This is a genomic window from Xanthomonas pisi DSM 18956 (genome assembly GCF_001010415.1).
Classification (GTDB): domain Bacteria; phylum Pseudomonadota; class Gammaproteobacteria; order Xanthomonadales; family Xanthomonadaceae; genus Xanthomonas; species Xanthomonas pisi.
This window is the reverse complement of sequence record NZ_JPLE01000046.1, coordinates 1-26,385: the sequence shown is the minus strand read 5'-3', so window position 1 is coordinate 26,385 and position 26,385 is coordinate 1. Positions and strand designations below refer to the sequence as shown.

15 protein-coding genes and 1 pseudogene are annotated in these 26,385 nt (G+C 65.2%); all 16 read right to left on the bottom strand.

Features of this window, described 5'->3' with window-relative positions:
- On the bottom strand, positions 1-1,145 hold a 1,145-nt coding region (locus tag Y887_RS11930), incomplete at its 3' end, for an MCP four helix bundle domain-containing protein (protein WP_046964540.1).
- A gap of 402 nt (positions 1,146-1,547) precedes the next feature.
- Entirely contained in the window at positions 1,548-3,809 is a 2,262-nt protein-coding gene (locus Y887_RS11925) for a methyl-accepting chemotaxis protein (protein WP_046964539.1), read from the bottom strand.
- Positions 3,810-4,012: 203 nt separating this feature from the next.
- Entirely contained in the window at positions 4,013-6,361 is a 2,349-nt protein-coding gene (locus tag Y887_RS11920) for a methyl-accepting chemotaxis protein (protein ID WP_046964538.1), read from the bottom strand.
- Positions 6,362-6,374: 13 nt separating this feature from the next.
- A complete protein-coding gene (locus tag Y887_RS11915; protein ID WP_046964537.1) occupies positions 6,375-7,136 on the bottom strand; it encodes a transporter in 762 nt (253 codons plus the stop codon).
- A 412-nt stretch (positions 7,137-7,548) separates the two neighbouring features.
- Positions 7,549-10,338, bottom strand: a complete 2,790-nt coding sequence (locus Y887_RS11910) for a methyl-accepting chemotaxis protein (protein ID WP_046964543.1) — start codon at positions 10,336-10,338, stop codon at positions 7,549-7,551.
- 159 nt (positions 10,339-10,497) lie between these two features.
- The gene (locus tag Y887_RS11905) at positions 10,498-12,675 is read right to left on the bottom strand and encodes a methyl-accepting chemotaxis protein (RefSeq protein WP_046964536.1); all 2,178 of its coding nucleotides are present in this window, start codon (positions 12,673-12,675) and stop codon (positions 10,498-10,500) included.
- 285 nt (positions 12,676-12,960) lie between these two features.
- Positions 12,961-13,491, bottom strand: a complete 531-nt coding sequence (locus tag Y887_RS11900) for a hypothetical protein (RefSeq protein WP_046964542.1) — start codon at positions 13,489-13,491, stop codon at positions 12,961-12,963.
- Positions 13,492-14,340: 849 nt separating this feature from the next.
- Positions 14,341-16,479: pseudogene (locus tag Y887_RS11895) on the bottom strand (methyl-accepting chemotaxis protein); the annotation flags it as partial.
- A 373-nt stretch (positions 16,480-16,852) separates the two neighbouring features.
- Positions 16,853-19,120 carry a methyl-accepting chemotaxis protein gene (locus Y887_RS11890; protein ID WP_046964535.1) on the bottom strand — a complete coding sequence of 756 codons (2,268 nt, stop codon included), beginning with the start codon at positions 19,118-19,120 and terminating at the stop codon, positions 16,853-16,855.
- A gap of 225 nt (positions 19,121-19,345) precedes the next feature.
- Positions 19,346-21,352, bottom strand: coding sequence for a chemotaxis protein CheA (locus tag Y887_RS11885; RefSeq protein WP_046964534.1), 2,007 nt, complete (start codon positions 21,350-21,352; stop codon positions 19,346-19,348).
- Between the two features lie 33 nt (positions 21,353-21,385).
- Complete coding sequence (locus Y887_RS11880; protein ID WP_002806565.1) at positions 21,386-21,751, bottom strand: response regulator; 366 nt, start codon at positions 21,749-21,751, stop codon at positions 21,386-21,388.
- Positions 21,748-22,056, bottom strand: coding sequence for an STAS domain-containing protein (locus Y887_RS11875; RefSeq protein ID WP_046964533.1), 309 nt, complete (start codon positions 22,054-22,056; stop codon positions 21,748-21,750). The genes Y887_RS11880 and Y887_RS11875 overlap by 4 nt, the downstream gene beginning before the upstream one ends.
- Positions 22,057-22,153: 97 nt before the next feature.
- The gene (locus Y887_RS11870) at positions 22,154-23,452 is read right to left on the bottom strand and encodes a chemotaxis protein CheW (protein WP_046964532.1); all 1,299 of its coding nucleotides are present in this window, start codon (positions 23,450-23,452) and stop codon (positions 22,154-22,156) included.
- Positions 23,449-24,231: a ParA family protein gene (locus Y887_RS11865; protein ID WP_046964531.1), complete on the bottom strand. Its 783-nt coding sequence runs from the start codon at positions 24,229-24,231 to the stop codon at positions 23,449-23,451. Before Y887_RS11865 ends, Y887_RS11870 begins: the two co-directional genes overlap by 4 nt.
- Position 24,232: 1 nt before the next feature.
- A complete protein-coding gene (motD, locus tag Y887_RS11860; RefSeq protein ID WP_046964530.1) occupies positions 24,233-25,207 on the bottom strand; it encodes a flagellar motor protein MotD in 975 nt (324 codons plus the stop codon).
- Positions 25,208-25,215: 8 nt separating this feature from the next.
- A complete protein-coding gene (locus tag Y887_RS11855; protein WP_046964529.1) occupies positions 25,216-25,956 on the bottom strand; it encodes a flagellar motor protein in 741 nt (246 codons plus the stop codon).
- Positions 25,957-26,385 lie beyond the last annotated feature (429 nt).

Below are 26,385 nucleotides of genomic sequence, written 5' to 3'. Positions count from 1 at the left end.
TCGTACTGGAAGCGCTCGGCGTCGCCACGGGCGCTGAAGTCGCCGTTGGCGGCCGCTTGTGCAAGCTGTTTGATCTCGGCATTCATCGCGCCGAGATTGGCCTTGACCTGCGCCATGGTGTCGGTGAACACGGCTTTTTCGCCAGGCAGCTGATGCATGGTGTCGCTGAGGTCGCCAATGGCGTAGCGCCCCATGATGCGTGCCAGATCGGCCTGCACGGCCACGTGCGAGGCGACCAGCAGGTTGGTTTCGTTGGCCATGCGGCCGTAGTCGCCCGGGAATGCGGACGCATCGATGCGGAAGCTGATCTGGCCCTCGTCATGGCGCTTGGCCATGTCGGTCTGCGCGGCGATCAGGTTGCGCAGCTGCAACTGCATCCTGCTCATTGCCTTGAGCAGGCGGCCGCTTTCGTCGGAGGCTTGCGTGTCCACATCGTTGTCCAGCTTGCCGCCGGCAATCGATTCGGCGGCGCGGGTGGCGCGGCTCAGCGGCTGGGTGAGGCTACGGGTGATCAGCAAACCCAGCGCACTGCTGAGCAGCACCACCAAGACGGTGCCGGCCACCAGCATTTTGCGCGAATCGTCCATCGACTTCAGCGCGACCGCCGAGGCGTCGGCAGCCAGCTTGTCCTGCAGTGCGATGTTCTCGGCAATCTTGTCCTGCCATTGCTGCGTTGCAGGACTCGCCTTGTTGAACAACAGCGGTATGGCATCGCTATCCTTTCCGGCAATCGACAACTGCATGACTTGGTCATTCAGCCCCTTGGCCACCGTGCGGAGGCTGTCGATCTGTGCACGTATCGCCTGGTCCTGCGGCGAAGCGGGCAGGGCATACAGGGCCTCGCGCGCCTTGGTGTAATCGGCGCGTGCGGACTTGATTACGCCGACGAACTCGTCATTGCGCTCTTCGGCATACGGAAGTGCCAGATTGCGCAGTTGCGTGCCGATGATGAAATTGGCATTCATCATGTCGTTGGCCAAGCGGATCTTGACCATATTCTGGTGCACGATGTTGTCCGCCAATGCACGCGCCGAACTCAGGCCGCGATAACCGATGAAAGCGATCATGCCCGACAACACGATCAGCACGGCGAAAGCCGCAGCCAGGCGTGGGCCGACGTTATAGCGCTGGAGTAGTGCGGTCATGACCGAATCCTGGAAGGCGTTATGCAGTGGAAGGGAGCGACGAGGCAGCGCCGACCAGCTGCTGCGGAGATGTCGCTATGCGCAGTAACGGCTCATAACAGGTATCACTGAATACCCCGATATCGAAAAATATATAACTCGAGTCAGATATGTGAAGCGCGTTGGTAATTGGTCTTATCCTGTTTGTTCCGATTGTGTACTTTTGATTGGTCGGGCTCGGTTAAAAGATAACGAGCTCTGCAATTCATTATTTAATACATAAGTAAAAGATGATGTTTAAGCTGTTTTATCTTGGTTGTGATCGCTGGATTTGATCGTGGAAACGATCAGCCATAAAAAAGCCGCGCCCCTGAAGGGGCGCGGCTTCGATGGCATCGGTCGCGATGCGATCGATCGGATCGCTCAGAACTCTGCCCAGTCCGATTCGTTGGACGACGCCGACGCCACCGCAGCGCGTGCGGCCGGCCTTGCGGCAGCTTGCTTGGGTTTGGTCGTTGGCGTGCTCGGCGCGGCGGGCCGCTTGGCAGCGATCTGGCGCACCACCGGCGTGGACCGCGTCACCGCTTCCAGTTCTGACGACAGGCGGAACAGCGCCACCGCTTCGGTGAGTTGCTGGGCCTGATCTTCCATCGAGCGTGCGGCGGCAGTGGCTTCTTCCACCAGCGCGGCATTCTGCTGGGTGGCTTCGTCCATGTGGGTGACGGTCTGGTTGACCTGCTCGATGCCGGCCGACTGTTCCTGCGAGGCGGCGGAGATCTCGCTCATGATGTCGGTGACGCGCTGCACCGAGGAGACGATCTCGCTCATGGTGGTGCCGGCCTGATGCACCAAGGCCGAGCCTTCTGCCACCTTGCTGACCGAGTCGTCGATCAGGCTCTTGATTTCCTTGGCGGCGCCGGCCGACCGCTGTGCCAGCGTGCGCACTTCCGAGGCGACCACCGCAAAACCGCGGCCCTGTTCGCCGGCACGTGCGGCTTCCACCGCGGCGTTCAAGGCCAGGATATTGGTCTGGAAGGCGATGCCGTCGATGACGCTGATGATCTCGGCGATCTTCTTGGACGAGACCTCGATGCCGGACATGGTGGTGACCACCTGGCCGACCACGCTGCCGCCATGCGATGCCACGCCAGCGGCACCGATCGCCAGCTGATTGGCCTGGCGCGCGTGCTCGGCGTTCTGCTTGACGGTGGAGGTGAGTTCTTCCATCGAGGCGGCGGTTTCTTCCAGATTGGCGGCCTGTTGCTCGGTGCGCTGCGACAGATCCTGATTGCCCGCAGCAATCTCGCTGGCGGCAGTATTGATCGCCAGGGTGGAGTGCTTGATGCGGCCGACGATGTCGGTCAAGCGTTGTGTGGTGGCATTGGCATCGTCACGCAGACGCGCGAATACGCCGTGGAATTGCCCATCCATGCGTGCGGTCAGGTCGCCTTCGGCCACCGCACCGAGCAACTGCGACAGCTTGCCCAGGTTGCGATCGCTGACTTCCATCATCGAATTCAGATCGGCCACCATCACCGCGAAGTCGTACTTGAAACGTGCCGCGTCGCCGCGCGCACTGAAGTCGCCCGCCGCTGCCGCCTGCGCCAACTGCTTGATCTCGGTATTGATCGACAACAGGCTGGCCTTGGCCGCATCCATCGCCTCGTGCAGGATCGCGCGGCTCGCCGGCAGACGGCGCGCGTCCTGGGTCAGGTCGCCCTGCGCATACTGGTTGAGGATGCGCACCGAATCGGTGATGGCATCCAGATGCTCGAAGATCATCGTGTTGATGCCGCCGGCCAGGGTGCCGTACACGCCGGGGAAATCCTCCGGCATGCGGTGGGTGATGTCTTCGGCCGCATGCAGATGCGACATGCGTGCGGTCTCGTCGGAGAAGCGGCGCAGCATCTGGGTCATGCGGCCGGTGGCGTCGAGCATCTGGCCGATTTCATCCTTGCTGGTCTTGCCGACCTGCACGCTCAGATCGCCGCGCGACACTGCCTGGATGGCGCCCAATGCCTTGGACAGCGGGTTGGTGATGCTGCGCGCGATCAGCCAGCCGAAAGTCACCGACAAGGCAGCCATCAGCAGCGTGCCGATCAACAGCACCGCACTGGTCATCTTGAACGAGGCGCTGCTGGCGGAAACCATGTTGGCCAGTGCGGTGGACTGCTCGGCGTACATCTTGTCGATGGTCTGGAACAGCACCTTGCGGATGTCGCCCGATTGCTTGTTCGCACGCACCGCAGCCGCGTAGTCGGGGTCCTTGTAGAGTGCGCGCAAGGTCTTGTTGGCTTCGAAGTAGCTGGCGCTTTCCTTGGCGAGTTTGTCGTAGCCGGCCTTCAGCGGCGAGCCGGCAGCGATCTTGGCTTCCAGCGCCTTCTGCGTTTGCGCGTACTTGCCCTGGATCTCGTCCATGCGGGTCAGGAAGTAGTCGTAGCGCTCCTGGTCCTGCAGATTGACGAACTGGCCCGATTCGTAGATGCGGAATTCGCCGCCGAACGCGCGCAGCTCCGAGAGCCTGCTCAGCACCGGAACCACCTCTTCGTTGATCAGCACGGCCTGCTGCTGCATCTGCTTCATGCGCGAAAAGCCCAGCCCGCCAAGCAGGGCGGTGAGCACGGCACTGAGGCAGAACGCAAACATCAGCTTGCGGCGAATGGGCCAATCGTTGAACTTGTTCATCATGTAACTCCGGGGCGTAGCATTGCGCGGTTGTCCTGCACGCTAGCGGCCCGGAGCGATGATTCTTTATCTCTGAAGGATGAACCGGACCGTTTCAGGTCCGGGTGAGATGCGCAGATTCACCTGCAAACCATGACGATCGTCCACGATCGCTCGCACAAGGACGGCATCCGATGCCGCCGTTGCGGCGCTGCAGACACCGCTTAAAAGTCCTGCCATTGGCTATCGTTACCGGACGCGACCGTGGGCGTGATGGCCGCTGCACGGCGTGTGGAGACTGCCGGTTTGGGGGCGATGGACATCGGCTTGGCCGGGCGTGCCAACGCGGCGGCACGCGGCGCATCGGCAAGCGTGAAGCGGGCGACCGCCTGCGCCAGTTGTCCGGCCTGGTCTTCCATCGTGCGTGCTGCCGCCGTGGCTTCTTCCACCAATGCGGCGTTCTGCTGGGTGGCCTCATCCATCTGGGTGATGGTGCGATTGACCTGCTCGATGCCGGACGATTGTTCCTGCGAGGCCGCCGCAATCTCGCCCATGATGTCGGTCACGCGCTGCACGCTGGCGACGATGTCGGCCATGGTGGTGCCCGCCTGGTGGACCAGCTGCGAGCCCTCGGCGACCTTGCCGACCGAATCGTCGATGAGATGCTTGATTTCTTTCGCCGCACCGGCCGACCGCTGCGCCAGGGTGCGCACTTCCGAGGCGACCACCGCAAAGCCGCGGCCCTGTTCGCCGGCACGTGCGGCTTCCACCGCCGCGTTCAACGCCAGGATATTGGTCTGGAAGGCGATGCCGTCGATGACGCTGATGATCTCCGCGATTTTCTTCGATGAGGTTTCGATGCCGGACATGGTGGTGACCACCTGAGCCACCACTGCGCCGCCCTGCGAGGCGACACCGGCCGCACCGATGGCGAACTGATTGGCCTGACGCGCGCTCTCGGCGTTTTGCTTGACGGTGGAGGTGAGCTCTTCCATCGAGGCGGCGGTTTCTTCCAGATTGGCGGCCTGCTGCTCGGTGCGCTGCGACAGGTCGCTATTGCCGGCGGCGATCTCGCTGGAGGCGGTGTGGATGCTGCCGGCGGCCTGCTGGATGCGTCCGATCACCTGCGCCAGCGCTTCGGCGGTGGTATTGGCGTCGTCGCGCATGGTGGCGAACACGCCGTGGAAATCGCCGTGCATGCGTGCGCTCAGGTCGCCCTCGGCCAGCGCGCTCAGCAGCCGCGACACCTCGGCGATGCTCACCGCATTGGCGTCGAGCAGGGCATTGAGCTGTTGCGCCAGTTGCAGGAAAAATCCTTGTTTGCCGCTGCTGTCGATGCGCCTGGACAGGTCGCCCGCCGCAGCGCTGCGCACGACATCGGCCACATCCAGTTCCACCCGCGCTTCGGCGGTACGGTCGCGCCATTCGCAGACAAAGCCCAGATGCGCGCCGCGCTCGTCGCGGATCGCCGACACGTTTTGCGTAATGCAGGTTGTGCGGTACCGCACTTCGCGTTGCGCCGCGCCCTGGCGGTCCAGACGCTGGTAGATTTCCGCGTCCTGCGCGTTGCCCACTTCCAGCAGCGAGACCGGTTGCCCGACCAGGTCGGTCGTACGATTGAACGCCGGTGCGCACGCCTGGATATCGTCTGCATAGGTGTGCAGCAAGGATTGTAGTGCGGTGTTGCTGTAGATGATGGTCAGGTCCGGGTCGGCGATGTACATGCCGGTGGAGGCGTTATCCAATGCGGTGCGAATGCGCAGGTTTTCTGCGGCGATGCTGCGCTCGCGCTCCAGGCGTTCGCGCAAGTCGCGCTGCATGCGCGACAGCGCCGCCATCAGGCTGTGCGCGTGTTTGGCGGCGACCGGGATCGGCTGGTCCAGGCGGCCTTGCGCAATGTGCTGTGCAGCGGCCATGGCCAGCTGCGGTTCGCCGCCAAGCACGCCGAACACCGAACGCAGGATCCAGCCGGCGGCCAACGCCAGGCAGACGAATGCAAGCACGACGGCGCCGCCTTGCTGCCACATCACACGATGGCTGTATTGCTCGGCCTGGCTGCGGTTGGCCTCGTTCAAGGACAGGATGCGCTCGCTGATCGTCCCCATGCGGGTTTCGAGCTGGCCGAACTTGTCGGTGAAGTCGCGGTACGCCGCAGCGCTGTCGGCATGCGTTTCGGCCAGCGTCATGACCTGTTCGGCAGAAGCGATGTAGGCCTGCAACGTGGGCGCCACCGCTTCCAGCTCGCTGCGCAATGCAGGGTCCAGCGGGAGCTTGCGGTTGGCTTGCACCGCCTCGCGGAATTCGCCCGCATGTTCGCCCAGCGATGCGCGGGCGTCGGCGATGCCGGCATCGTCCTGACGCGATGCGGCGAGCAGTCCTGCAGTGACGTCGCCGCGCAGGGCATCATGCATCATGTCGGCCTGCATGTGGTTGCGCAGCGCATCGGAGGAGATGACCTGCGCGGTGATGGCATCCAGCAGCCCGCGCTGACCGTTGTAGCCGACACCGCCCAGGGCGAGCAGCGCCAACGCGGCGACCAGCACCAGGACGCCCAACATATGCATGATCTTCATTGCGCAGCCCGTATCAGAAGCGGAAAGACAGACCGACGCCGACGGCGTGGTCGGGCGAGCGGTCGTTGAGGCCGCGGCTGTACACCGCATCCAGTTGCACGTCGTTGCTGAGCAGCCAGGCCGAGCCGACGTCGAGCAAGGCCACGCTGCCGCCATCGTCGCTCTTGGCAATCTGCGGCAATGCCACTTCGACGAAGGAGCGCACGCGGTCGTTCCAGGCTTTGCCGAGCACCGCGCCCAGGATGCCTGCGGTATAGCGATGTCCGTCGCCGTCGTCGTCCCAGATCACCCCGGGCATCACGCCGGCAGAGAGGCTGTCGCTGAGCTCCCATTCGGCCACCAGCCGGAACGAGGGGCGTGCACCGTGGCCGCGCAGGGCCTGTGCGCCGCTGGGCAGGTCCACGTGCAGCAGCCAGGCCAGCGAGGTCTTGCCACTGTCGGAGCTGGCCAGATGGTGCTTGATGCCGAGCGAGACGTCGGACATGCCGCTGACGCTGGATTCGCCCGGCAGGTCGATATGTTGCCAGCCATCGGTTTCCAGCCGCAGTTCCCAGGTCTGGCCGAGCCCGTAGCGGAACAGCGTCGGCGTGGAATACCCATCGACCGACGCATCGCGCTCCCACGCGGCGCTGGTTTCCACCTGTAGTCGCTGGTGGCCGACGGTAAGGCTGGACTCGACGAAGTCGGGTCGATCGGTGGCGATGGGGTCTTCGGCGCAGGCATGGCCAGCGACGCACAACAGCGCAAGACAGCTGGCGAGAACGGACGACTTCATGGCAACCCCTGCAATGATCGGATCTCGGACGCATGCGTCTGCGCGTGCTGTGGACACCTGCGCGCATGCGGTGTTTGAGCGGCTGTTGCGGTGGGGCACAGGCAGCCGTTGTCACCCTGGCTAACGGCAACGCCAGATAAATCTTTAAGCATTGCCGATGGGTGGAGCGGTCAGGGGCAGGGCGCGCATGCAGTGCAGGAGCGATAGCAACGCTTGCGTCTGCTTGGCGCCACGTGTCGGCGCGTGCGTGTTGTCGTTGCAGCGGATCGCTGTCGCAGGCTGGAGCGTCCGACAGGCGTCGCGAGCAGGCACCAGATGCCTGTCTGCACGGCGCGCGCCAGGTGCGACGATCAGGATGGATCGCAGGCAATACGGCGCCTGGCACAGGCGCCGTCACTGCATCACGGGTGGATCAGAAATCCTGCCACTGGCTGTCGTTGCCGGCAGTGTTGCCCGATGGCTTGGCCGAATGGCGCGCAGGCGCCGCGATGCGCGTGCTGCCGGTGGGTGCGCGCCTGGACGAGGGCAGCGCACGGACGAGCGGCTTGGCGACAGGCGCTGCGCTTGCCGGTGCAGCCGGATGGCTGAGTTTGAACACGGCGACCGCCTCGGTGAGCTGGCCGGCCTGTTCTTCCATCGCGCGCGCGGCGGCGGTGGCTTCCTCCACCAGCGCTGCGTTCTGCTGGGTGGCCTCGTCCATCTGGGTGACGGTGAGGTTGACCTGCTCGATGCCGGCGGACTGCTCCTGCGATGCGGCGGAGATCTCACCCATGATGTCGGTGACGCGCTGCACGCTGGCGACGATCTCGCTCATGGTGGTGCCGGCCTGATGCACCAGCGACGAGCCTTGCGCCACCTTGTTCACCGAGTCGTCGATCAGGTGCTTGATCTCCTTGGCCGCACCGGCAGAACGTTGCGCCAGGGTGCGCACTTCCGAGGCCACCACCGCAAAACCGCGGCCTTGCTCGCCGGCACGTGCGGCTTCCACTGCGGCGTTCAACGCCAGGATGTTGGTCTGGAAGGCGATGCCGTCGATGACGCTGATGATCTCGGCGATCTTCTTGGACGAGGTCTCGATGCCGGACATGGTGGTGACGACCTGGGCCACCACCGCGCCGCCATGGGAGGCGACATCGGCGGCGCCGATCGCCAGCTGGTTGGCCTGGCGCGCGTGTTCGGCGTTCTGCTTGACGGTTGAAGTGAGTTCTTCCATCGAGGCGGCGGTTTCTTCCAGGTTGGCCGCCTGTTGTTCGGTGCGCTGCGACAGGTCGTTATTGCCCGCAGCGATCTCGCTGGCGGCCGCATTGATCTGCGTGGCCGAGGTCTGGATACCGGAGACAATGCCGGTGAGCTGCGCCACGGTGGCATTGGCGTCGTCGCGCATGCGCGCGAACACGCCGGCGAACTGCCCATCCATGCGCACGGTGAGGTCGCCTTCGGCCAGCGCGCTGAGCAGGCTGGAAATACGCTCCAGGCCTTGCGAGGTTGTTTCCAGCAATCCGTTGAGCTGGCGGCCGAATTCCAGATAGAACCCGTGTTTGTCATCCAGCGCCAGACGCTGGCCGAAGTCGCCCATCAATGCCGATTGCACCAGTGCAGCCACCTCCTTCTGCGTGCTGACTTCGGCACTGACATTGCGCCACAGCAGCATGCTGCCGCTGCGACGACCATCGGCGGCGTACAGCGGGGTCATGGTCAGGTCCAGGGTCACCGGACCGAAGGTGTAGCGCTCCAGCGTGGTGGACTGCAATTGCTGCAGACGCTGCAAGCGCGCCTTGCCGTCGCTGTCGGTACCGAACACGTAGTCCAGCGGCTTGCCGACCACCGCATCGGCACTGAAGCCGGTCTGGCCCTTGGCATGGAAGGCGGGTTCGCCGTGCTTGAGCGAGGTGTGCAGTGCTTCGGTGATGAACACTGCGTTGTGCTGTTCGTCGGCCAGCAACACTTCCATCTCGGAGTGTTCCAGCGCGGTGCGGATGCGCAGGTTTTCGTTGGCGATGGCGGTGTCGCGTTCGATCCGCGCACGCAGGTCGTCCTGCATGCGCTGCATGGCGCCCATCAGCCGGCCGACTTCGTCGCGGCGTTGTACGGTGATGTGGTTGTCGAGCTTGCCCGACGCGATCGCATCGGCGACGCCGACCGCCGATTCCAGCGGGCGCACCACCTGGCGACGCAGCAGCAGGAACAACGCACCGCTGAGCACCACCGCCGAGGCCAGGCCCACCAACAGGATCGTCCACAGCAGGCGATGCGCCTGCTGCATGATGGCCGCGTACGGCACCACCACGCCCAGCGCAAACCGCTCCTGCGCCTTGCCGATCTGCAGGGGCACATATGCACTCACCGTGCCGTTGGCATCGGGACTGAAATCCACCGAATCCTTGCCGGCCTTGATCTCCTCGAGCATGGCGCGGTGGCGCGCGTCGGTGACCGGCTTGCCGATGCGTGCGCTATCGCGCGATGACAGCACCACGCCGGCGGGCGACAGCAGTTCGACATATCCGCTGTCCATCGGACGCAGTGCACCCAGGCGCTGCTGCAGGGCAGCCAATGCCACGTCCACCGTCACCGCGCCCAGATACTTGCCGTCCTGCAGGATCGGGGTGGACAAGGTGGTCATCAGCACGGTCTTGCCGCCGATCTTGTAGTCGTAGGGTTCGGCAACGGTCTGCCGCAGCAGCGCGCGCGGCTTGAGATTCCAGTCGCCGAGACCGGGGGTTTCGTAATCGGTCAGTGGCTCACGCACCAGCGTCTGCCCGTCGCGTCCCCAATACGTCATGAAGCGGCCGCTGGCATCGTGGCCCTTGGCGTTGGCGAAGTCGCTGTCCTTGCCATCGAAGGCCTGCGCTTCCCACAGCGTGCCCATGCCCACCCACTCGGGATGATCCTGCAACTGGTCGTGGATCACCGCAGCGGCGGTATCGCGGCTGATACCGCCGTTGGCGCGTTGCACCAGCAAGGTGGTGGCCAGCGACTGACCGGTGGTCAGTGCCTGCCCAAGTTCGCTACCGATCTGCTCGGCCTGGTAGCGCGCGGCATTCTGCATCGTGGCCTGGGCAGAGGTGCTCAGCGCACCGCTGCTCTGCCAATAGGTGATGGCCGCAGTCAATCCGAAGCACAGCGAGGCGATGACCGCGGTGCCGAACATCAGGCGGTACGCAAGGCGGCCGCCGAAACGTGAGTGCGAGGAGAGCGAGGTCATGGACATGGCTGCAAAGGGAAGGGAGGAGCCCGCTGACGCGGGGCAGTGCAGGTAGAACGACTAACACGCTCTAAGTGCGGGCTGCATGGACCACCCGCACACTGCATCCGTGAGCACCGTGGCGGCCTTGCGACCGCACGGTAGTCTGGTGAGCTGCCCTCAGTAGGCGGCCATTGCAACGCGCTTGGCTGCACGTGCGCCTGCACTGCCAAATTGCGCGGGCGATGCGGCCACCACCCGGAAGATCGACACCGCATCGTCCAGTTGCTGCGCCTGCTGCTGCATCGCGTTGGCGGCGGCGGTGGCTTCTTCCACCAGCGCGGCGTTCTGCTGGGTGCTCTCGTCCATCTGGGTGACGGTGAGATTGACCTGCTCGATGCCGGCCGACTGTTCCTGCGAGGCGGCGGATATCTCGCTCATGATGTCGGTGACGCGCTGCACCGAGGACACGATGTCGGCCATGGTCTTGCCGGCCTGGTCCACCAATGCCGATCCCTGCGCCACCTTGCCGACCGAGTCGTCGATCAGGTGCTTGATCTCTTTGGCCGCACCGGCCGAGCGCTGTGCCAGCGTGCGCACTTCCGAGGCGACCACTGCAAACCCGCGGCCCTGCTCGCCGGCACGTGCCGCTTCCACCGCGGCATTCAGGGCCAGGATGTTGGTCTGGAAGGCGATGCCGTCGATGACGGAAATGATCTCGGCGATCTTCTTGGACGAGGTCTGGATGCCGGACATGGTATCGACCACCTGGCTCACGACCTGGCCGCCCTGCGAGGCGACGCTGGCCGCGCCGATCGCCAATTGATTGGCCTGACGCGCGCTTTCGGCATTCTGCTTGACGGTGGAGGTGAGCTCTTCCATGGAAGCGGCGGTTTCTTCCAGATTGGCCGCCTGTTGTTCGGTGCGCTGCGACAGATCGTTGTTGCCGGCGGCGATTTCGCTGGCCGAGCCGGTGATCGAACCGGCTGCCTGCTGGATGCGCCCGACGATGCCGGCCAGCTGCGTGGCCGTGGTGTTGGCATCGTCACGCATGCGTGCGAACACACCATGGAATTGTCCGTCCAGGCGTGCAGTCAGATCGCCTTCGGCCAATGCGGCCAGCAGCTCGGACAGCTTGCCCAGATTGCGGTCGCTGACGTCCATCATCGCGTTGAGATCGTTGATCATGCGCGCCGAATCGTGCTTGAAGCGCGCTGCATCGCCACGCTGGCTGAAGTCGCCATTGGCCGCCGCCTGCGCCAGGCGCTTGATCTCGGTGTTGATGGCCAGCAGGCTGGCCTTGGCCGCGTCCATCGCTTCGTGCAGCACCGCACGGGTGCCGGGCAGGCGCACCGCATCGCGCGACAGGTCGCCCTGCGCGTATTCGTTGAGGATGCCGATGGCATCGACGATGGCGTCCAGGTGCTCGAAGATCATGGTGTTGATGCCGGTGGCCAATTCGCCATAGACACCGGGGAAATCGTTCGGCATGCGGTGGGTGACGTCCTCGCCGGCATGCATGTGCATCATCACCTTGGTCTGCGCGGAGAAGCGCTCCAGGGTGTGCACCATGTCGTCGGTGGCCTTGAGCATCTGGCCGATTTCATCGTTGCCATGCTCGGCAGTACGCACGCTCAGATCGCCACGTGCCACGCCCTTGATCGCCGCCAATGCGCGCGCCACCGGCTCCAGGATCGAGTTGCCGATCATCCAGCCGGCCAACAGGTTGATCAGTACCAGCACGCCGCCGGCCAGGGTGACCACGCCGGTGAACGCCAGCGCCTGCGACTGGGTATCGTCCAGATACACGCCGGTGCCGATCACCCAGCCCCACGGCTTGTACAGCGCCGCGTACGAGGTCTTCTGTACCGGGTCCTTCTGTCCGGGCTTGGCCCAGGTGTAATCGACATAGCCGCCGCCGGCCTGCGCGGCAGTCACGAACGCCGGGAAGATGCGCTTGCCGTCCGGGCTGAGCACATCGGTCAACGGCTTGCCGTTGAGATCCGGGCGGGTGGGGTGCATCAGCATCACCGGCGCCTGGTCGGTGACGTAGATGTAGTCCACGCCACCGCGTGCGCGCATGGTGGACAGGGTGCTCAGCGCAGCCTTCTTGGCGGCGTCCACATCCATCTCGCCCTTGTTGGCGCGCTCGGCGTAGCCGTTGACCACCGCCATCGCCATTTCGATCTGGCTCTTGAGCCCATCACGACGCGTATCGGTGAGATCGACGTACTGCATGCGTGCCGCGACGACGGCCAGGAGGATGATGCCCAACGCAACGAGCGCCGTCTGGGCGAAGAATTTGCGCTTGAGCGGCACATTGGCCAACGTCTTTGCGAGCGAGCTCTTGAACGTCATGACTGGTATCCAGCGAGAGGATTGTGACCGGGATAAGTCGAATAGCGACCCGGTAATAGAAATGTTGAGCATTGCGTGAGGTCAGTGACGCTGGCACCGCGTGCAACGCACCGACGTCCAGGGCACGCCATCGCGACAGCGCCATCGGCTGGCGCTTGCACGCGGTCAACAGGCAGGCGGCAGGCTACGCATGAACCGCAAGGCGGATCACGTGAAGCGGCGTGGCGTGTTGTAGGTGGTGCGGCGATGGCCGCACCGCGGCCGACCGGCACCGCAGGACTGCGCCTAGCGTTGTGGCGTTTCGACCTTGGCCACCGATGCCTGCAGGTTCTGCAGCTCGGTCCAGAGCACCTGGTGGGTATCGCCGGGCTGGCCAAGCGAGAAGGCTTGCGCCTGATACAGGTCGCCGGCATGCAGAGCACGATTGGCCAGGCGCTGTTGCTCCAGATACTGGCCCAGCCGCTGCTGCACCACCGCGAACTGGCGCGCCTGCTCACCTTGCGGAGCGCTGGCCTGGAAGTATCCGGCATGCCGGGCGATGCGTTGACGCAGATTGCCCATGCGCTCGTCGTAGGCCTGCACACGAGCCGCGTCGTGCGCTGCGGCAAGCTGTGCACGCTGGTCCTCGCGCAATTGCACCAGGTCGATCGCCAACGACTGCAGTGCGCTTACCGGCACGCTGTCCAGCAGCACCGACACCGGTGCGGCCGGTGCGGCAAACGAGGGCGGCAACGACACGCTCGCTGCCAGCATGGCGACGGCGAACACGGCGCCCAGCGTATTGCGGGCAGAGCGGAGGGAATTGGCGGTATGCATGCGGACGTCCTTCGACATGGCGCGGGCGCTTGCGCCTTGATTGCTAGGTGTATCGGCCGCGGAAGCTTGCGCTTGATCACCTTTCGACCAACGGCAGTGCCGGGTGGGAATCTCAGGGGTGGTGCGATGTGGGGTTCGATCGGCTGGTTGGTGCACACAGCAGAACGCCCCGACCGGGTCGGGGCGTTTTGAGCGTCAATGACAGCGTGTAAATCGCAGCATGGGTTTCCCTCTCTTGCCGGGGAGAAGGTGGCGAGGCGCCGGATGAGGGTGCGGGCGCAGCCTCGCGCACGGAAGATGCAGCCGCTGGAACTGGCAGAGCAGTTGATGGACAACGTGAGTGGCACAGGGCTTCGCTGCGTACCCTCACCCCAACCCCTCTCCCGGCGGGAGAGGGGCTATGAACGCTTCTCCCATTGGGAGGGGGCTATGAATCCTTCTCCCGGCGGGAGGGGGGCTATGAATCCTTCTCCCATCGGGAGAAGGTGGCGCGCAGCGCCGGATGAGGGTACGGGCGCAGCCTCGCGCACGGAAGATGCAGCCGCTGGAGCTGGCAGAGCAGTTGATGGACAACGTGAGTGGCACAGGGCTTCGCTCCGTACCCTCACCCCAACCCCTCTCCCGGCGGGAGAGGGGCTATGGATCCTTCTCCCGGCGGGAGAGGGGCTATGAACGCTTCTCCCATCGGGAGGGGGCTATGAACCCTTCTCCCATCGGGAGAAGGTGGCGCGCAGCGCCGGATGAGGGTACGGGCGCAGCCTGGTGCGCTTGAAGCCTGGTGAGCGAAACCCACTCTCTGATGCCTAAGCCCACGTCATATGCCAATGCACCGTAAGACGTTCAAATCGCTGCCAGACGCCGCAGGACAGGGGTGTGGGTTGCCGAAGGCCGCGCAGCGTTCGGCTCGATCTTGAAGATCGCCACCGCATTCGACAGCTGGCCAGCTTGTTCTTCCATCGCACGTGCGGCGGCAGTGGCTTCTTCCACCAGCGCGGCGTTCTGCTGGGTCGCCTGGTCCATCTGCGTCACGGTGAGGTTGACCTGCTCGATGCCGGCCGACTGCTCCTGCGAAGCAGCGGAGATCTCGCCCATGATGTCGGTGACGCGCTGCACGCTGGCCACGATCTCGGTCATGGTGGTGCCGGCCTGGTCCACCAGCAGCGAGCCCTCGGCGACCTTGCTCACCGAGTCGTCGATCAACTGCTTGATCTCCTTCGCTGCGCCGGCCGAGCGTTGCGCCAGGGTACGCACTTCGCTGGCCACCACCGCAAAGCCGCGGCCCTGATCGCCGGCGCGCGCCGCTTCCACCGCCGCGTTCAAGGCCAGGATGTTGGTCTGGAAGGCGATGCCGTCGATGACGCTGATGATGTCGGCGATCTTCTTCGACGACGCCTGGATACCGGCCATGGTGGCGACGACCTTGCTGACCACCTCGCCACCCTGCGAGGCCACGTTGGCGGCGCCGATGGCGAGCTGGTTGGCCTGGCGTGCGCCTTCGGCATTCTGCTTCACGGTAGAGGTGAGTTCCTCCATCGAGGCGGCGGTTTCTTCCAGGTTGGCCGCTTGCTGCTCGGTGCGCTGCGACAGGTCGTTGTTGCCGGCAGCGATTTCGCCGGCAGCGGTGTTGATCGCGCTGGTGGCCAGCTGGATGCGCCCGACGATGCCGGACAACTGCTCGGTGGTGGCATTGGCGTTGTCGCGCATCTGCGCGAATACGCCATGGAACTGGCCGTGCATGCGCTCGGTCAGGTCGCCGGCGGCAATGGCCTGCAGCACCCCGGACAACGCACCGAGGTTGCCATCGGCGGTGGCCATCAACTGGTTGAGGCTTTCCACCATCGCCAGAAAGTCATGCTGAAACCGCTGCGTATCGCCGCGCACGCTGAAGTCACCATGCGCAGCGGCCTGCGCGAGCAACTGGATCTGGCCGTTCATCGCCGAGAGGTTGCGCTTGACCGCATCCATGGTGTCGCTGAGCACGGCCTTCTCGCCGGGCAGGCGGTCCATCTCCTCACTCAGGTCGCCGATGGCGTAGCGCGACATGATCTGCGCCAGTTTCATCTTCACTTCGATATGCGAGGCGACCAGCGCATTGGTGTCGCGCACCATGCTGCCGTATTCGCCGGGAAACGCCGCCTGATCCATGCGGAAGCTGATCTGGCCGGCGTCGTGCCGGCGCGCCATGTCCTGCTGCGCGGCGGCCACCGCCTTGAGCTGATCCTGCATGCCGCGCATGCTGGTCAGCAACTGGCCAGGCTCGTCGCCCGGCTGCGGGCCGATCGGGTTATCCAGCTTGCCGTGCGCGATCGCCTCGGCCACCTGCGTGGCCTGTTTCAGCGGGCGTACCAGGCTGCGCGAAATCAGCCACGCCAGTGCAGCGGCCAGGCCGGCCGACAACAGGCCGAAGGCGATCAGGGCGCGATTGGCCAGCGCCACGCTGCTCAGGATGGTGTCCGCACCGGCGGCGTTCTGCTGGTTCTGCAATTCCACCGCGGCGGCGATCGCCTTGGAACGGCGTTGCAGCAAGGGCTGCGCCTGGCCGTTCAACAGCTGCTTGGCCCCGTCGAGATCGCCATCGCGCACCATGCCGAGCAGACGGTTGTTGGTGGCACGGGCAGCGGTGAGGCTGTCCTGGATGGCCTGGCGTGCGCGCATGCCGTCGGCGTTGGTTGGCAGCTGCTGCAGCGCGGCCCACAGTTGTGCGTAATGCGCGCGGTTGTCCTTGAGCTGGGCATCGACGGCGGGCCGTTGTTGCGGGGTGGCCAGCATGAAGTCGCGCAGGTAGCGTTCGCCGAGCATATTGCTTTCGCGCATCTGGTTGAGCAGCGCGGCCTTGCGGTTGTTGACCTCGACGATGATCGAGACCTGTTGTTTGACGGTCTTGAATTCGTACAGCGCCAGGGTGGTGGAGCCGGCCAGCAAAACGATCAGCAACGCGAATGCCAACGCCAGGCGTCGCCCGACGGTCAGGGAGTGCAGGAATGTCATGGTGTTCTCTAGGGGAGGGTGGGAAAGAGGTACACCGGTAGCGTTCGCTCGGCGGGTTTCTTGAGCCGTTCGCGCTTGCCTTGCACGCTTGCGTTCAGCGCGATCGGCGCAACCACGCTGCGTTGGCGCGATGTGCGGTGCGGCTGGCCCGTGCAACGGGATGACATAGGCGGGCTGGTTTGCAGGCCATTCCCGGCGTGGATCGCGATCGACGCCGGGACGCTTTGTGCTGCGCAGTGGCCAGGACGACAAACGCGTGCCGCCATTGCAGGCGCGCGACCACGACCGGCCTCAAGAAAACGCACAAGCCCCGGCATCGCTGCCAGGGCTTGGGGGGGCAGACCGCGTCACCGCAGCCGATGCTGCGCAGGCCTCAGAACTCGTGCCAGCTGGTGTCGCCACCGGAGGCAGTTGCCAGCGCAGGGCGTGCCGCGGCTTGCGGCTTGCTCGCCGCAGCCTTGGCGGCAGTGCGCTTGGCCACAGGCGTCTTGAGCGGCTTGAGCGCTGTCGGGGCAGGGCGCGCGGTTGCCATCGTCGTGGCAGCGGTGGGCTGCAGTTTGAAGATCGCCACCGCGTCGGACAGCTGGCCGGCCTGCTCCTCCATCGCACGCGCAGCAGCGGTGGCTTCTTCCACCAGCGCAGCGTTCTGCTGGGTGGCTTCGTCCATCTGCGTCACGGTGAGGTTGACCTGCTCGATGCCGGCCGACTGCTCCTGCGAGGCAGCAGAGATCTCGCCCATGATGTCGGTCACGCGCTGCACGCTGGCCACGATATCGGCCATGGTCTTGCCGGCCTGGTCCACCAGCAGCGAGCCTTCGGCCACCTTGCCGACCGAGTCGTCGATCAGGTGCTTGATCTCTTTCGCGGCATTGGCCGAGCGCTGCGCCAGCGTACGCACTTCCGAGGCCACCACCGCAAAGCCGCGGCCTTGCTCGCCGGCCCGCGCCGCTTCCACCGCCGCGTTCAAGGCCAGGATATTGGTCTGGAAGGCGATGCCGTCGATGACCGAGATGATCTCGGCGATCTTCTTCGATGAGACCTCGATGCCGGACATGGTGGTGACCACCTGTGCCACCACGGCGCCGCCCTGCGAGGCCACGTTGGCCGCGCCGATCGCCAGCTGATTGGCCTGGCGCGCATGCTCGGCATTCTGCTTGACGGTGGAGGTGAGTTCTTCCATCGAGGCGGCGGTTTCTTCCAGGTTGGCCGCCTGTTGCTCGGTACGCTGCGACAGATCCTGGTTGCCGGCGGCGATCTCGCTGGCTGCCGAATTGATCGAGGTGGTGGCGTGCTGGATACGCCCGACAATGCCGGACAGCTGTTCGGTGGTGGCGTTGGCGTCGTCGCGCATCTGTGCGAATACGCCATGGAACTGGCCCTGCATGCGCTCGGTCAGATCGCCGGCCGCAATGGCCTGCAATACCTTCGACAGGGAGGCCAGGTTGGCATCGGCGGTGGCCATCAGTTGATTGAGACTGTCCACCATGGCGTGGAAGTCGTACTGGAAGCGCTGCGCATCGCCGCGCACGCTGAAGTCGCCATTGGCCGCGGCCTGCGCCAGCGTCTTGATCTCGCTGTTCATCGCCGAGAGATTGCGCTTGACCGTGTCCATGGTGTCGCTGAGCACGGCCTTCTCGCCGGGCAGGCGATCCATGTCCTGGCTCATATCGCCGATCGCATAGCGCGACATGATCTGCGCCAGCTTGAGCTTCACCGCGATATGCGAGCCGACCAGGCTGTTGGTGTCGTGCACCATGGTGCCGTACTCGCCCGGAAACGCGCTCTGATCCATGCGGTAGCTGATTTCGCCGGCATCGTGGCGCTGGGCCATTTCCGACTGCGCCGCCAGCACGGCCTGCAGTTGTCGCTGCATGCCCTGCATGCTCTGCAGCAGTTGCCCGGCCTCGTCGCGGCTGTCGATATGGATCGCGTTATCCAGCTTGCCTTGCGCAATGGCACCGGCCACCCGCGTCGCGCGGCCCAGCGGGCCTGCGATGCTGCGGGCAATGAACCAGCCGGCGAATGCGGCCAGCAACACCGCCAGCGTCATCGCCACCGTCATCACCTGCACCGAGCGCTGGTAAGTCGTTTCGGCTTTTGCGATTTCGCTGTCCATGTGCGCGCTGTTGAACTTGGTCAGCTCGACGAGTTTGGCAAACAGGTCGCGTCGCGCCGGACGCGATTGCTCGTCAGACACGGTATTGGCGGTGGCCAGGTCGCCGGCGCGCACGGCGGCGCTGAGTGCGGCATTGGCCTTGTAATACTCGGCCAGTTTCAGCTTGACCTCGTCGTACAACGCGGCCTCTTTGCCGGGCGTGGTGGTCTTGGCATAAGCGTTCTGCGCGACATCGACATCGGCGCGCGCCTTGTCCATGCGCTCGAAATAATTCTGCACGGCCTTCGGGTCGTCGGCATGCGCCAGCTGGGCCAGTTCGTAGGTACGGAATTCGCCGAGCAGGGCACGCATCTCGCTCAACTGCTGCACCGCCGGCGCCCAGACATTGCCGATCTCGCGCAATAGGTGGGCGCTGGATTGCATACGCACCAGCGCGAACGCACCCAGGCTCAAGGTGATCAGTGCGGTGAACGAAAAGGCGACAGCCAGCTTGCGTGCGACGGCGAGATTGCGGAACCAGTTCATGAGGGTCATCTCTTGCGTACAGAGATCAATGGGCACCGTGGACGTCCGGAAAGTGCGCAGACGTCGAAAACGGTCGCTACGTCAGACATGGCCGAGGGCCAATCCACACCGCGGGTCGTGCCATGCCGCGCGGGGTTGCAAGTACCGGCGGCCCCCAGACCGCCGGTCAACATCACATCTGAAACTGTCCTGCGCGGCGTCCGTGCCGCAACTGCCGGTGGTGCGTCAGGCGGCCTGCGGAACCCGCAGCGAGCGCACCAGTCCACCGATATCCACGATCAGCGACACACGGCCATCGCCGAGGATGGTGGCGCCGGAGACGCCGGGGATGCGTCGGTAGTTGTTTTCGATGTTCTTGACCACGACCTGCTGCTGGCCGAGCAGTTCGTCCACTTCCAGTGCGATCTTCTGGCCGTCGCCTTCGACCACCACCACCAGCGGTTCCTGCGAGGACTGCTGCCCGCCGAAGCCGTAGTAGTTGGTGAGCGAGAGTATCGGCAGGTATTCGCCGCGGACCCGCAGCACGCGGCCGTCACCAGCCATCGAGCGGATGTCTTCGGCGGCCGGCTGCAGTGCTTCGAGCACGTAGGCCAGCGGCAGGATCAGGGTTTCGCCAGCCACCGAGACGGTCATGCCGTCCAGGATGGCCAGGGTCAGCGGCAGACGGATCAACACGCGGGTACCGCTGCCGGCGTTGCTTTCCAGCTGCACTTCGCCGCCCAGGCCCTGGATGTTGCGGCGGACCACGTCCATGCCCACGCCACGACCGGACAGATCGGTGACGGCATCGGCGGTGGAGAAGCCCGGTGCGAAGATCAGGTCCCACACCTGCGAATCGGTCGGATTGTCCGGCACGGCAATGCCGCGTTCGGCCGCTTTTTCCAGGATCTTGGCGCGATTGAGGCCACGGCCGTCGTCGCTGACTTCGATCACGATGTGGCCGCCCTGATGCGAGGCCGCCAGGGTGATGGTGCCGGTCTCGTCCTTGCCGGCAGCGCGACGCGCATCGGGCAGTTCCAGACCGTGGTCGATCGAGTTGCGCACCAGGTGGACGAGCGGGTCGGCGATCTTTTCGATCAGCCCCTTGTCCAGCTCCGTGCCTTCGCCGATCGTGCGCAGGCGCACCTGCTTGCCGAGACGGCTGGAGAGGTCGCGCACCAGCCGCGGGAAACGGCGGAACACCGCATCGACGGGCAGCATGCGCACGCCGATGACCGCCTCCTGCAGATCGCGGGTGTTGCGCTCGAGCAGGTCCAGACCGGCGAACAGCTGTTCGGCGTGCGCCGGGTCCAGACCGGTGGAGACCTGCTTGAGCATGGCTTGCGTGATCACCAGCTCGCCGACCAGATTGATCAGTGCATCGACCTTGTCGACGCTGACGCGGATCGAGGTTTCGGCTTCTGCGGCGGCGGCCTTGGCCGGCGTCGCAGCGGCGGCGGCAGGTTCGGCAGCAGTGGCAGGTGCCGCAGCGACGGCGACGGGCGCCGCGACAGCGGCTTCGACGGCCAGGCTCGGCGGCGGGCCGGGCACCGCCATCGGGCGGATGTCCAGCTCGCAATCGTCCACCACCCAGGCGAAGGTGTCTTCGATCTTGCTGCGTGGAATCTTGCCGATCAGGCCCAGATCCCACGCCAGATAGGCTTCCAGCGGGTCGATGTTCTCGAAGCCCGGCATGCGCTCCAGACGCGCGGCAATCTGCAGCGGACCAAGATGCTCCAGCTCGCGGATGATGCGCAACGGGTCGTTGCCGCTCATGAACAGCGACGGTGCCGGGGTGAAACCGATGTGCCAGGCTTCGGGCTCTTCTTCCTTCGGCTTGGCGACCGCCACGGCGGCCGGCGCTTCGCCTGCCAGCACCGCGTTCAGGCGGGTGTGCACGGCCTTGACTGCGGCCGGGTCGGCCGGGGTGCCGTGTTCGGCTTCGCGCAGCAGGGCGCGCAGCACGTCGACCGAGCCAAGCATGGCATCGACCGCATTGGGTTCGAGCTGGCGCTTGTTGGAGCGCAACTCGTCCAGCAGCGTCTCCAGCACGTGGGTCAGGCCGGCGACGGCTTCGAACCCGAAAGTGGCTGCGCCACCCTTGATGGAGTGCGCGGCGCGGAACACCGAATTGATGATTTCCGGGTCGCGGTTGCCCTCTTCAAGGGACAGCAGCCCGGCCTCCATCGCGTCGAGCCCTTCACGGCTTTCCTCGAAAAAGGTGGCGTGGAAACGTTGCAGGTCCATGCTCATGGGCGTGAGATCCGATGGTGAAGCGAGTAAGGATTAACCGAGAACTTTCTGCACGGTGGCGATCAGCTGTTCCGGATTGAACGGCTTGACCAGCCACCCGGTGGCACCGGCGGCCTTGCCTTCGGACTTCTTGTCGGCCGCCGATTCGGTGGTCAGCATCAGCATCGGGGTGAACTTGTAGTCCGGCAGCTGGCGCAGCTCGCGAATCAGCGAGATGCCGTCCATGTTGGGCATGTTCACGTCGGTGACCACCGCATTGAAGCGCTGGCCCTTCGCGCGGCCCAGCGCAACGGCGCCGTCTTCGGCTTCTTCGACGGCAAAGCCGGCAGAGGTGAGGGCGAAAGAGACCATCTGGCGCATCGACGCCGAATCGTCCACCACCAAGATACGTGCGCTCATGCGGCGTTCTCCACAGATTTCAGGTTGTCATTGGATGCGGAAAGCCCAAGCGCGTCGGTGACGCCGAGCAGACGTGCCGCATCTCTAAAAGTGTCGTTGCAGCCATCGAATTCGGTATGCAGACCGGCCTGGCGGCGACTCTGCACGAAGGCACAGAGCAACTGCACACTGGCGGTGTGGATACGCCGGACTTCACCGGCATCAAGCACCAGGTCGCCGTCCTGGGTGAGGAATTCGGCAAGCTTCTGCTTGAGGTCGGCGCTGGTCTCGATGCCGAGATCCTCACCCAATGTCACTGTGCTCATTGTTGCTCCGAACGGATGGTTCTATGCGTACTAACGGCGGAAGGTGGGAAAGCTTTAACGGTGAATCGGTGACACGCCAGATTGCGCAAGCTCTGCGTTAATGCAGCAGGTGCGTGGCATCGAGCAGGATCATCGGTTGATGGCCCAGGCGTGCGACACCGCGGAACAGGTTGTTGGAAATGCGGCACAGGCGTGCGTTGTCCGGCGGCTCGATCTGGTGATCGGTCAGGCTGGTGACGTCTTCCACGGCCGACACGCGCAGGCCCATGGTTTCGCCGTTCTCTTCCAGCACCACCACGCGGGTATGCAGGTCCATGTCCACCGGCAAAGAGCCCAGATGGATGCCCAGATCGATCACCGGCACCACCTGGCCACGCAGATTCATGATGCCGAGCATTGCGCTGGCGGTGCCACGCAGCGGCAACAGCGGCACCGGCAGGACCACTTCCTGCACCTTGAGCAATTCCAGCGCATAGGTCTGTTCGCCGCAGCGCAGACGCAGCCAGCGGGTGCTGCGTTCGCTGGCGCGGCGCTCGGCATGGATCTTGTCGGCCTGACCGGGCGCAAGCAGTGCCTGCAGGCCTTGCGGGTACACCGGCGCGGGCGCGGCGCGCGGCGCGGCCGGCGCTGCACGCGGGGCAGGTGCGGGTGCAGGCGCTGCCACCGGGGCGGCGTCCAGCCCGAAGGCCGGGTCGGCATCCATTTCTGCCAGCAGGTCGGCGGTCAGCAGATCCACCGCAGAGGAGGCCGTGGCAAAGGCCGGGTCGGCGTCCATTTCGGCCATCAGATCGGCCGTGCTCATGAACGCGCTTGGCGCGGCCGGGGCGAACGCCGGGTCGGCATCCATCTCGGCCAGGAAATCGGCGGCAATGTCGGCAGCGCTCGGTGCGGCAATCACCGGCGGCCCGAAGGCGGGGTCGGCGTCCATTTCGGCGAGGAAGTCGGCAGCGATGTCGGCGGCGCTGGGCTTGGCGACGACCGGCGCGAAGGCCGGGTCGGCGTCCATTTCGGCAAGGAAATCGGCAGCGATGTCGTCGGCGCTGGGCTTGGCGACGACCGGCGCGAAGGCCGGATCGGCATCCATCTCGGCCAGGAAATCGGCAGCGATGTCGGCAGCGCTCGGTGCGGCGATCACCGGTGCACCGAGCGCAGGGTCCGAACGCATGTCGGCCAGCAGATCGGCGGCGATGACCTCCGGCGTTGCGGCCAGGGCCACCGGCACTTCGGCGAGAGCGACGTCGGCGTCTGCGCTCGCGGCAAGCGCGGCAGCCGGCTCGGCGACCGGGGCTGCCGCGACAGCAGTGCTGGCGACGGCGGCGGGCATCTCCACGCCGGCATCGTGCAGCAAGCCTTCCAGATAGTCGTCCAGCTCACCGTTGGCGGTGTGATTGCTCATGCGGCTTGCTCCATGCGCATCGCGTCATCGGCCAGCACCCATTCCAGCGCGCGGCGATAGGCGGACAGGCCGCGGCCCTGATAGTCGCCGCCGGCAGCGGGGACGGTGAGTGCGGCGGCGTTGCAGATACGGGTGTCCATCGGAATGGCGTCTTCCCACACCACCGGGCCGTAGGTGGTCTGCATTTCCTTGAGCGTCTCGTTGCCGGCGCGGGTGCGGCGGTCGAACAGGGTCGGCAGGATCGACACCGGCAGCTCCCGGCGACGCGAGCGCTGCACCATGTCGGCGGTGCGCACCATGCTGGCAAGGCCATGCAATGCGAGCGGTTCGGCCTGGGTCGGCACCACCACGCGGTCGCAGGCGGCCAGCGCGTTGATCATCAGCAGGCCGAGCGTGGGCGGGCAGTCGAGCAGGATGTAATCGTGCTGACCGGCGTGGCGGGTCATTGCGTTCTGCAATGCCAGGCCAAGGCCTGGTTGATTGGCGCTACGGCGCTCCAGCGTGGCCAGTGCGGCTTGCGCGCACACATACGACAGGCCGGGGATGCTGCTTTCGTGCGCCAGGCTGGCCAGATCGCTCGGCGGGGTGCCGAACAGATCCAGCACTCCGCGCGGCGGCGGGTCGACCGCCACGCCGAACGCGCGGGTGAGCGAGGAGTGCGGGTCGAGGTCGATCAACAACACCCGATGGCCGAGCGCGGCCAAGCCGCGACCCAACGCCAGCGTCGTGGTGGTCTTGCCCACGCCGCCCTTTTGGTTGGCGATTGCCCAGATACGCATCTCACTGCACTCCTTCAATTACGGCGGGGACGGAACTTGTGCCGCTTTCGGTGGTGACGGCCGTTTGGCCGCCGTCTGACTTGGGAAGCTTTGGCGCCCCGGCGGCGGTCGCATGCAACTGCGATGGCGGATCGGGTGCGAGTGAGCCAGCCGAGTCAGCGAGGATGATCAACACCACACGCCGGTTCGCATTCCGTCCCGCCTCGGTTGTGTTATCGGCACGTGCGCGGAATTCTCCATAGCCCACCATCGCCAATCGTTGCGGGGCGATGCCGTCGTCGGCGAACAGGTGCACCACGCTGGCCGCACGCGCCGCCGACAGCTCCCAGTTGGAGGGGAACTGCGCGGTGGCGATGGGCTGGTTGTCGGTATACCCCTCCACGCGCACGCCGTTGGGCGCATCGCGCAGCACCGACGCCAGGGTGGACAGCGTCCCGCGGGCGCCGCCGGCCAGGGTGGCCGAGCCGGTACCGAACAGGATGTCGCTGTTGATCTCCACTTCGATCCACAGATCGTTGCGGCGGATGGTGATGAGTTTCTTGTCGATCAGCGGCGACAGCGTCTTGCTCAGCTGCTGCTCCACCGCATCCATCTGCCGCTGCGCGCGTGCCAGCTGGGCCTGATTGCGCAGCGACACCGGCATGCGCATCTGCGCGGCCATCGAGGGCAGCAGGGTCGGGTCGGTGGGGCCGTTGGATGCGGCCATCGGCGCGCCGGCCTTGATCACCGACGGGCGGTCGTAATCGGCGCCCAGGCTCTGGGTCTTGCCCAGTTGCACCGGGCTGGCACTGGTGGACGAGCCGCCGAACGCGCTGGTCAGCGCCTGTGCCATGACCTTGTATTTGCCCTCGTTGAGCGAGGAAATGGCGTACATCACCACGAAGAACGCGAGCAGCAAGGTCATCAGGTCGGCGTACGGAATCGCCCACGCTTCGTGGTTGCCATGTTCTTCGTGGTGTTTGCGACGACGGGCCATGGCAAGCTCTAATGCAAGTAGCCTGCCAATTTCGACTCGATGTTGCGCGGGTTCTCGCCCTGGGCGATCGCAATCAGCCCTTCGATCGCCATTTCGCGCTCGTTGGTGCTGCAATGGATCACGCTCTTGAGCTTGGCCGCCACCGGCAGAAACAGCAGATTGGCCGAGGCAATGCCGTAGATGGTGGCGGTGAACGCCGCCGCGATGCCGTGGCCGAGCATGGCCGGGTCGGCCAGGTTCTTCATCACCGCCATCAGGCCCAGCACCGCACCGATGATGCCCAGCGTGGGCGCATAGATGCCCATGCCTTCGAACACCTTGGCCGCGGCAAGATCCTGACGCTCCTGGTTGTCCATTTCGATCTCGAGCATATGCCGCATGGATTCGGGTTCCACGCCGTCGACCAGCATCTGCAGGCCCTTGCGCAGGAAGGCATCGCTCTGGCGCGGCAGCTGGTCTTCCAGGCCGAGCAGGCCCTGACGCCGCGCGATGTTGCTCCATTCCACGATCCGTGCCACCAGCTGCGGGCGATCGCTGGCCGGCGGCTGGATCACCCAGCGCAGGATCTTGAAGGCGCGCCGGAAAACCGCCGGCGAGGTATGCAGCAGGATCGCCGCCACCGTCCCGACGATCACGATCACGAAGGCAGCCGGCGACCACAGCGACGAAATGCCGGCACCCTTCAAGACGCTGCCGCCCACGATCGCCACGATCGCCAGCACCAGTCCGATTACGCTAAGTCTGTCCATGCAGGCGGTATCGGCCCGGGCGCGGCGGACTTGATAGAGGCGGGCGGTCGAGAGCGCCAGAAAGTTGTCGTTCTGAGGTCTGCGCCCGCTTCCTTGCGTGCGCGCCGCGTGCGCGTCATTGGAGCCGGTTCTGCACAAGCCCCTCTCCCGCTTGCGGGAGAGGGGTTGGGGTGAGGGGACGGGCACCCCGGGGTTGAGCTGGCGGGCGCGGGCGCCCCGCTTGGGCCTCATTGGAGCCGTAACGCACGCTTCATTGGAGCCGTAGCGCATCGTGACCACTCGGCCAATGCCAAGAGACTGGTGCGTTTTCATCGGGGAGCGTCTGTGTTGATCGACTGTCGGCCGAATCCCTGTCGGCGATGCCGCCCCCATCCGCCCTTCGGGCACCTTCCCCCGCACGCGGGGGAAGGGACGAACGCACGCAGGAGA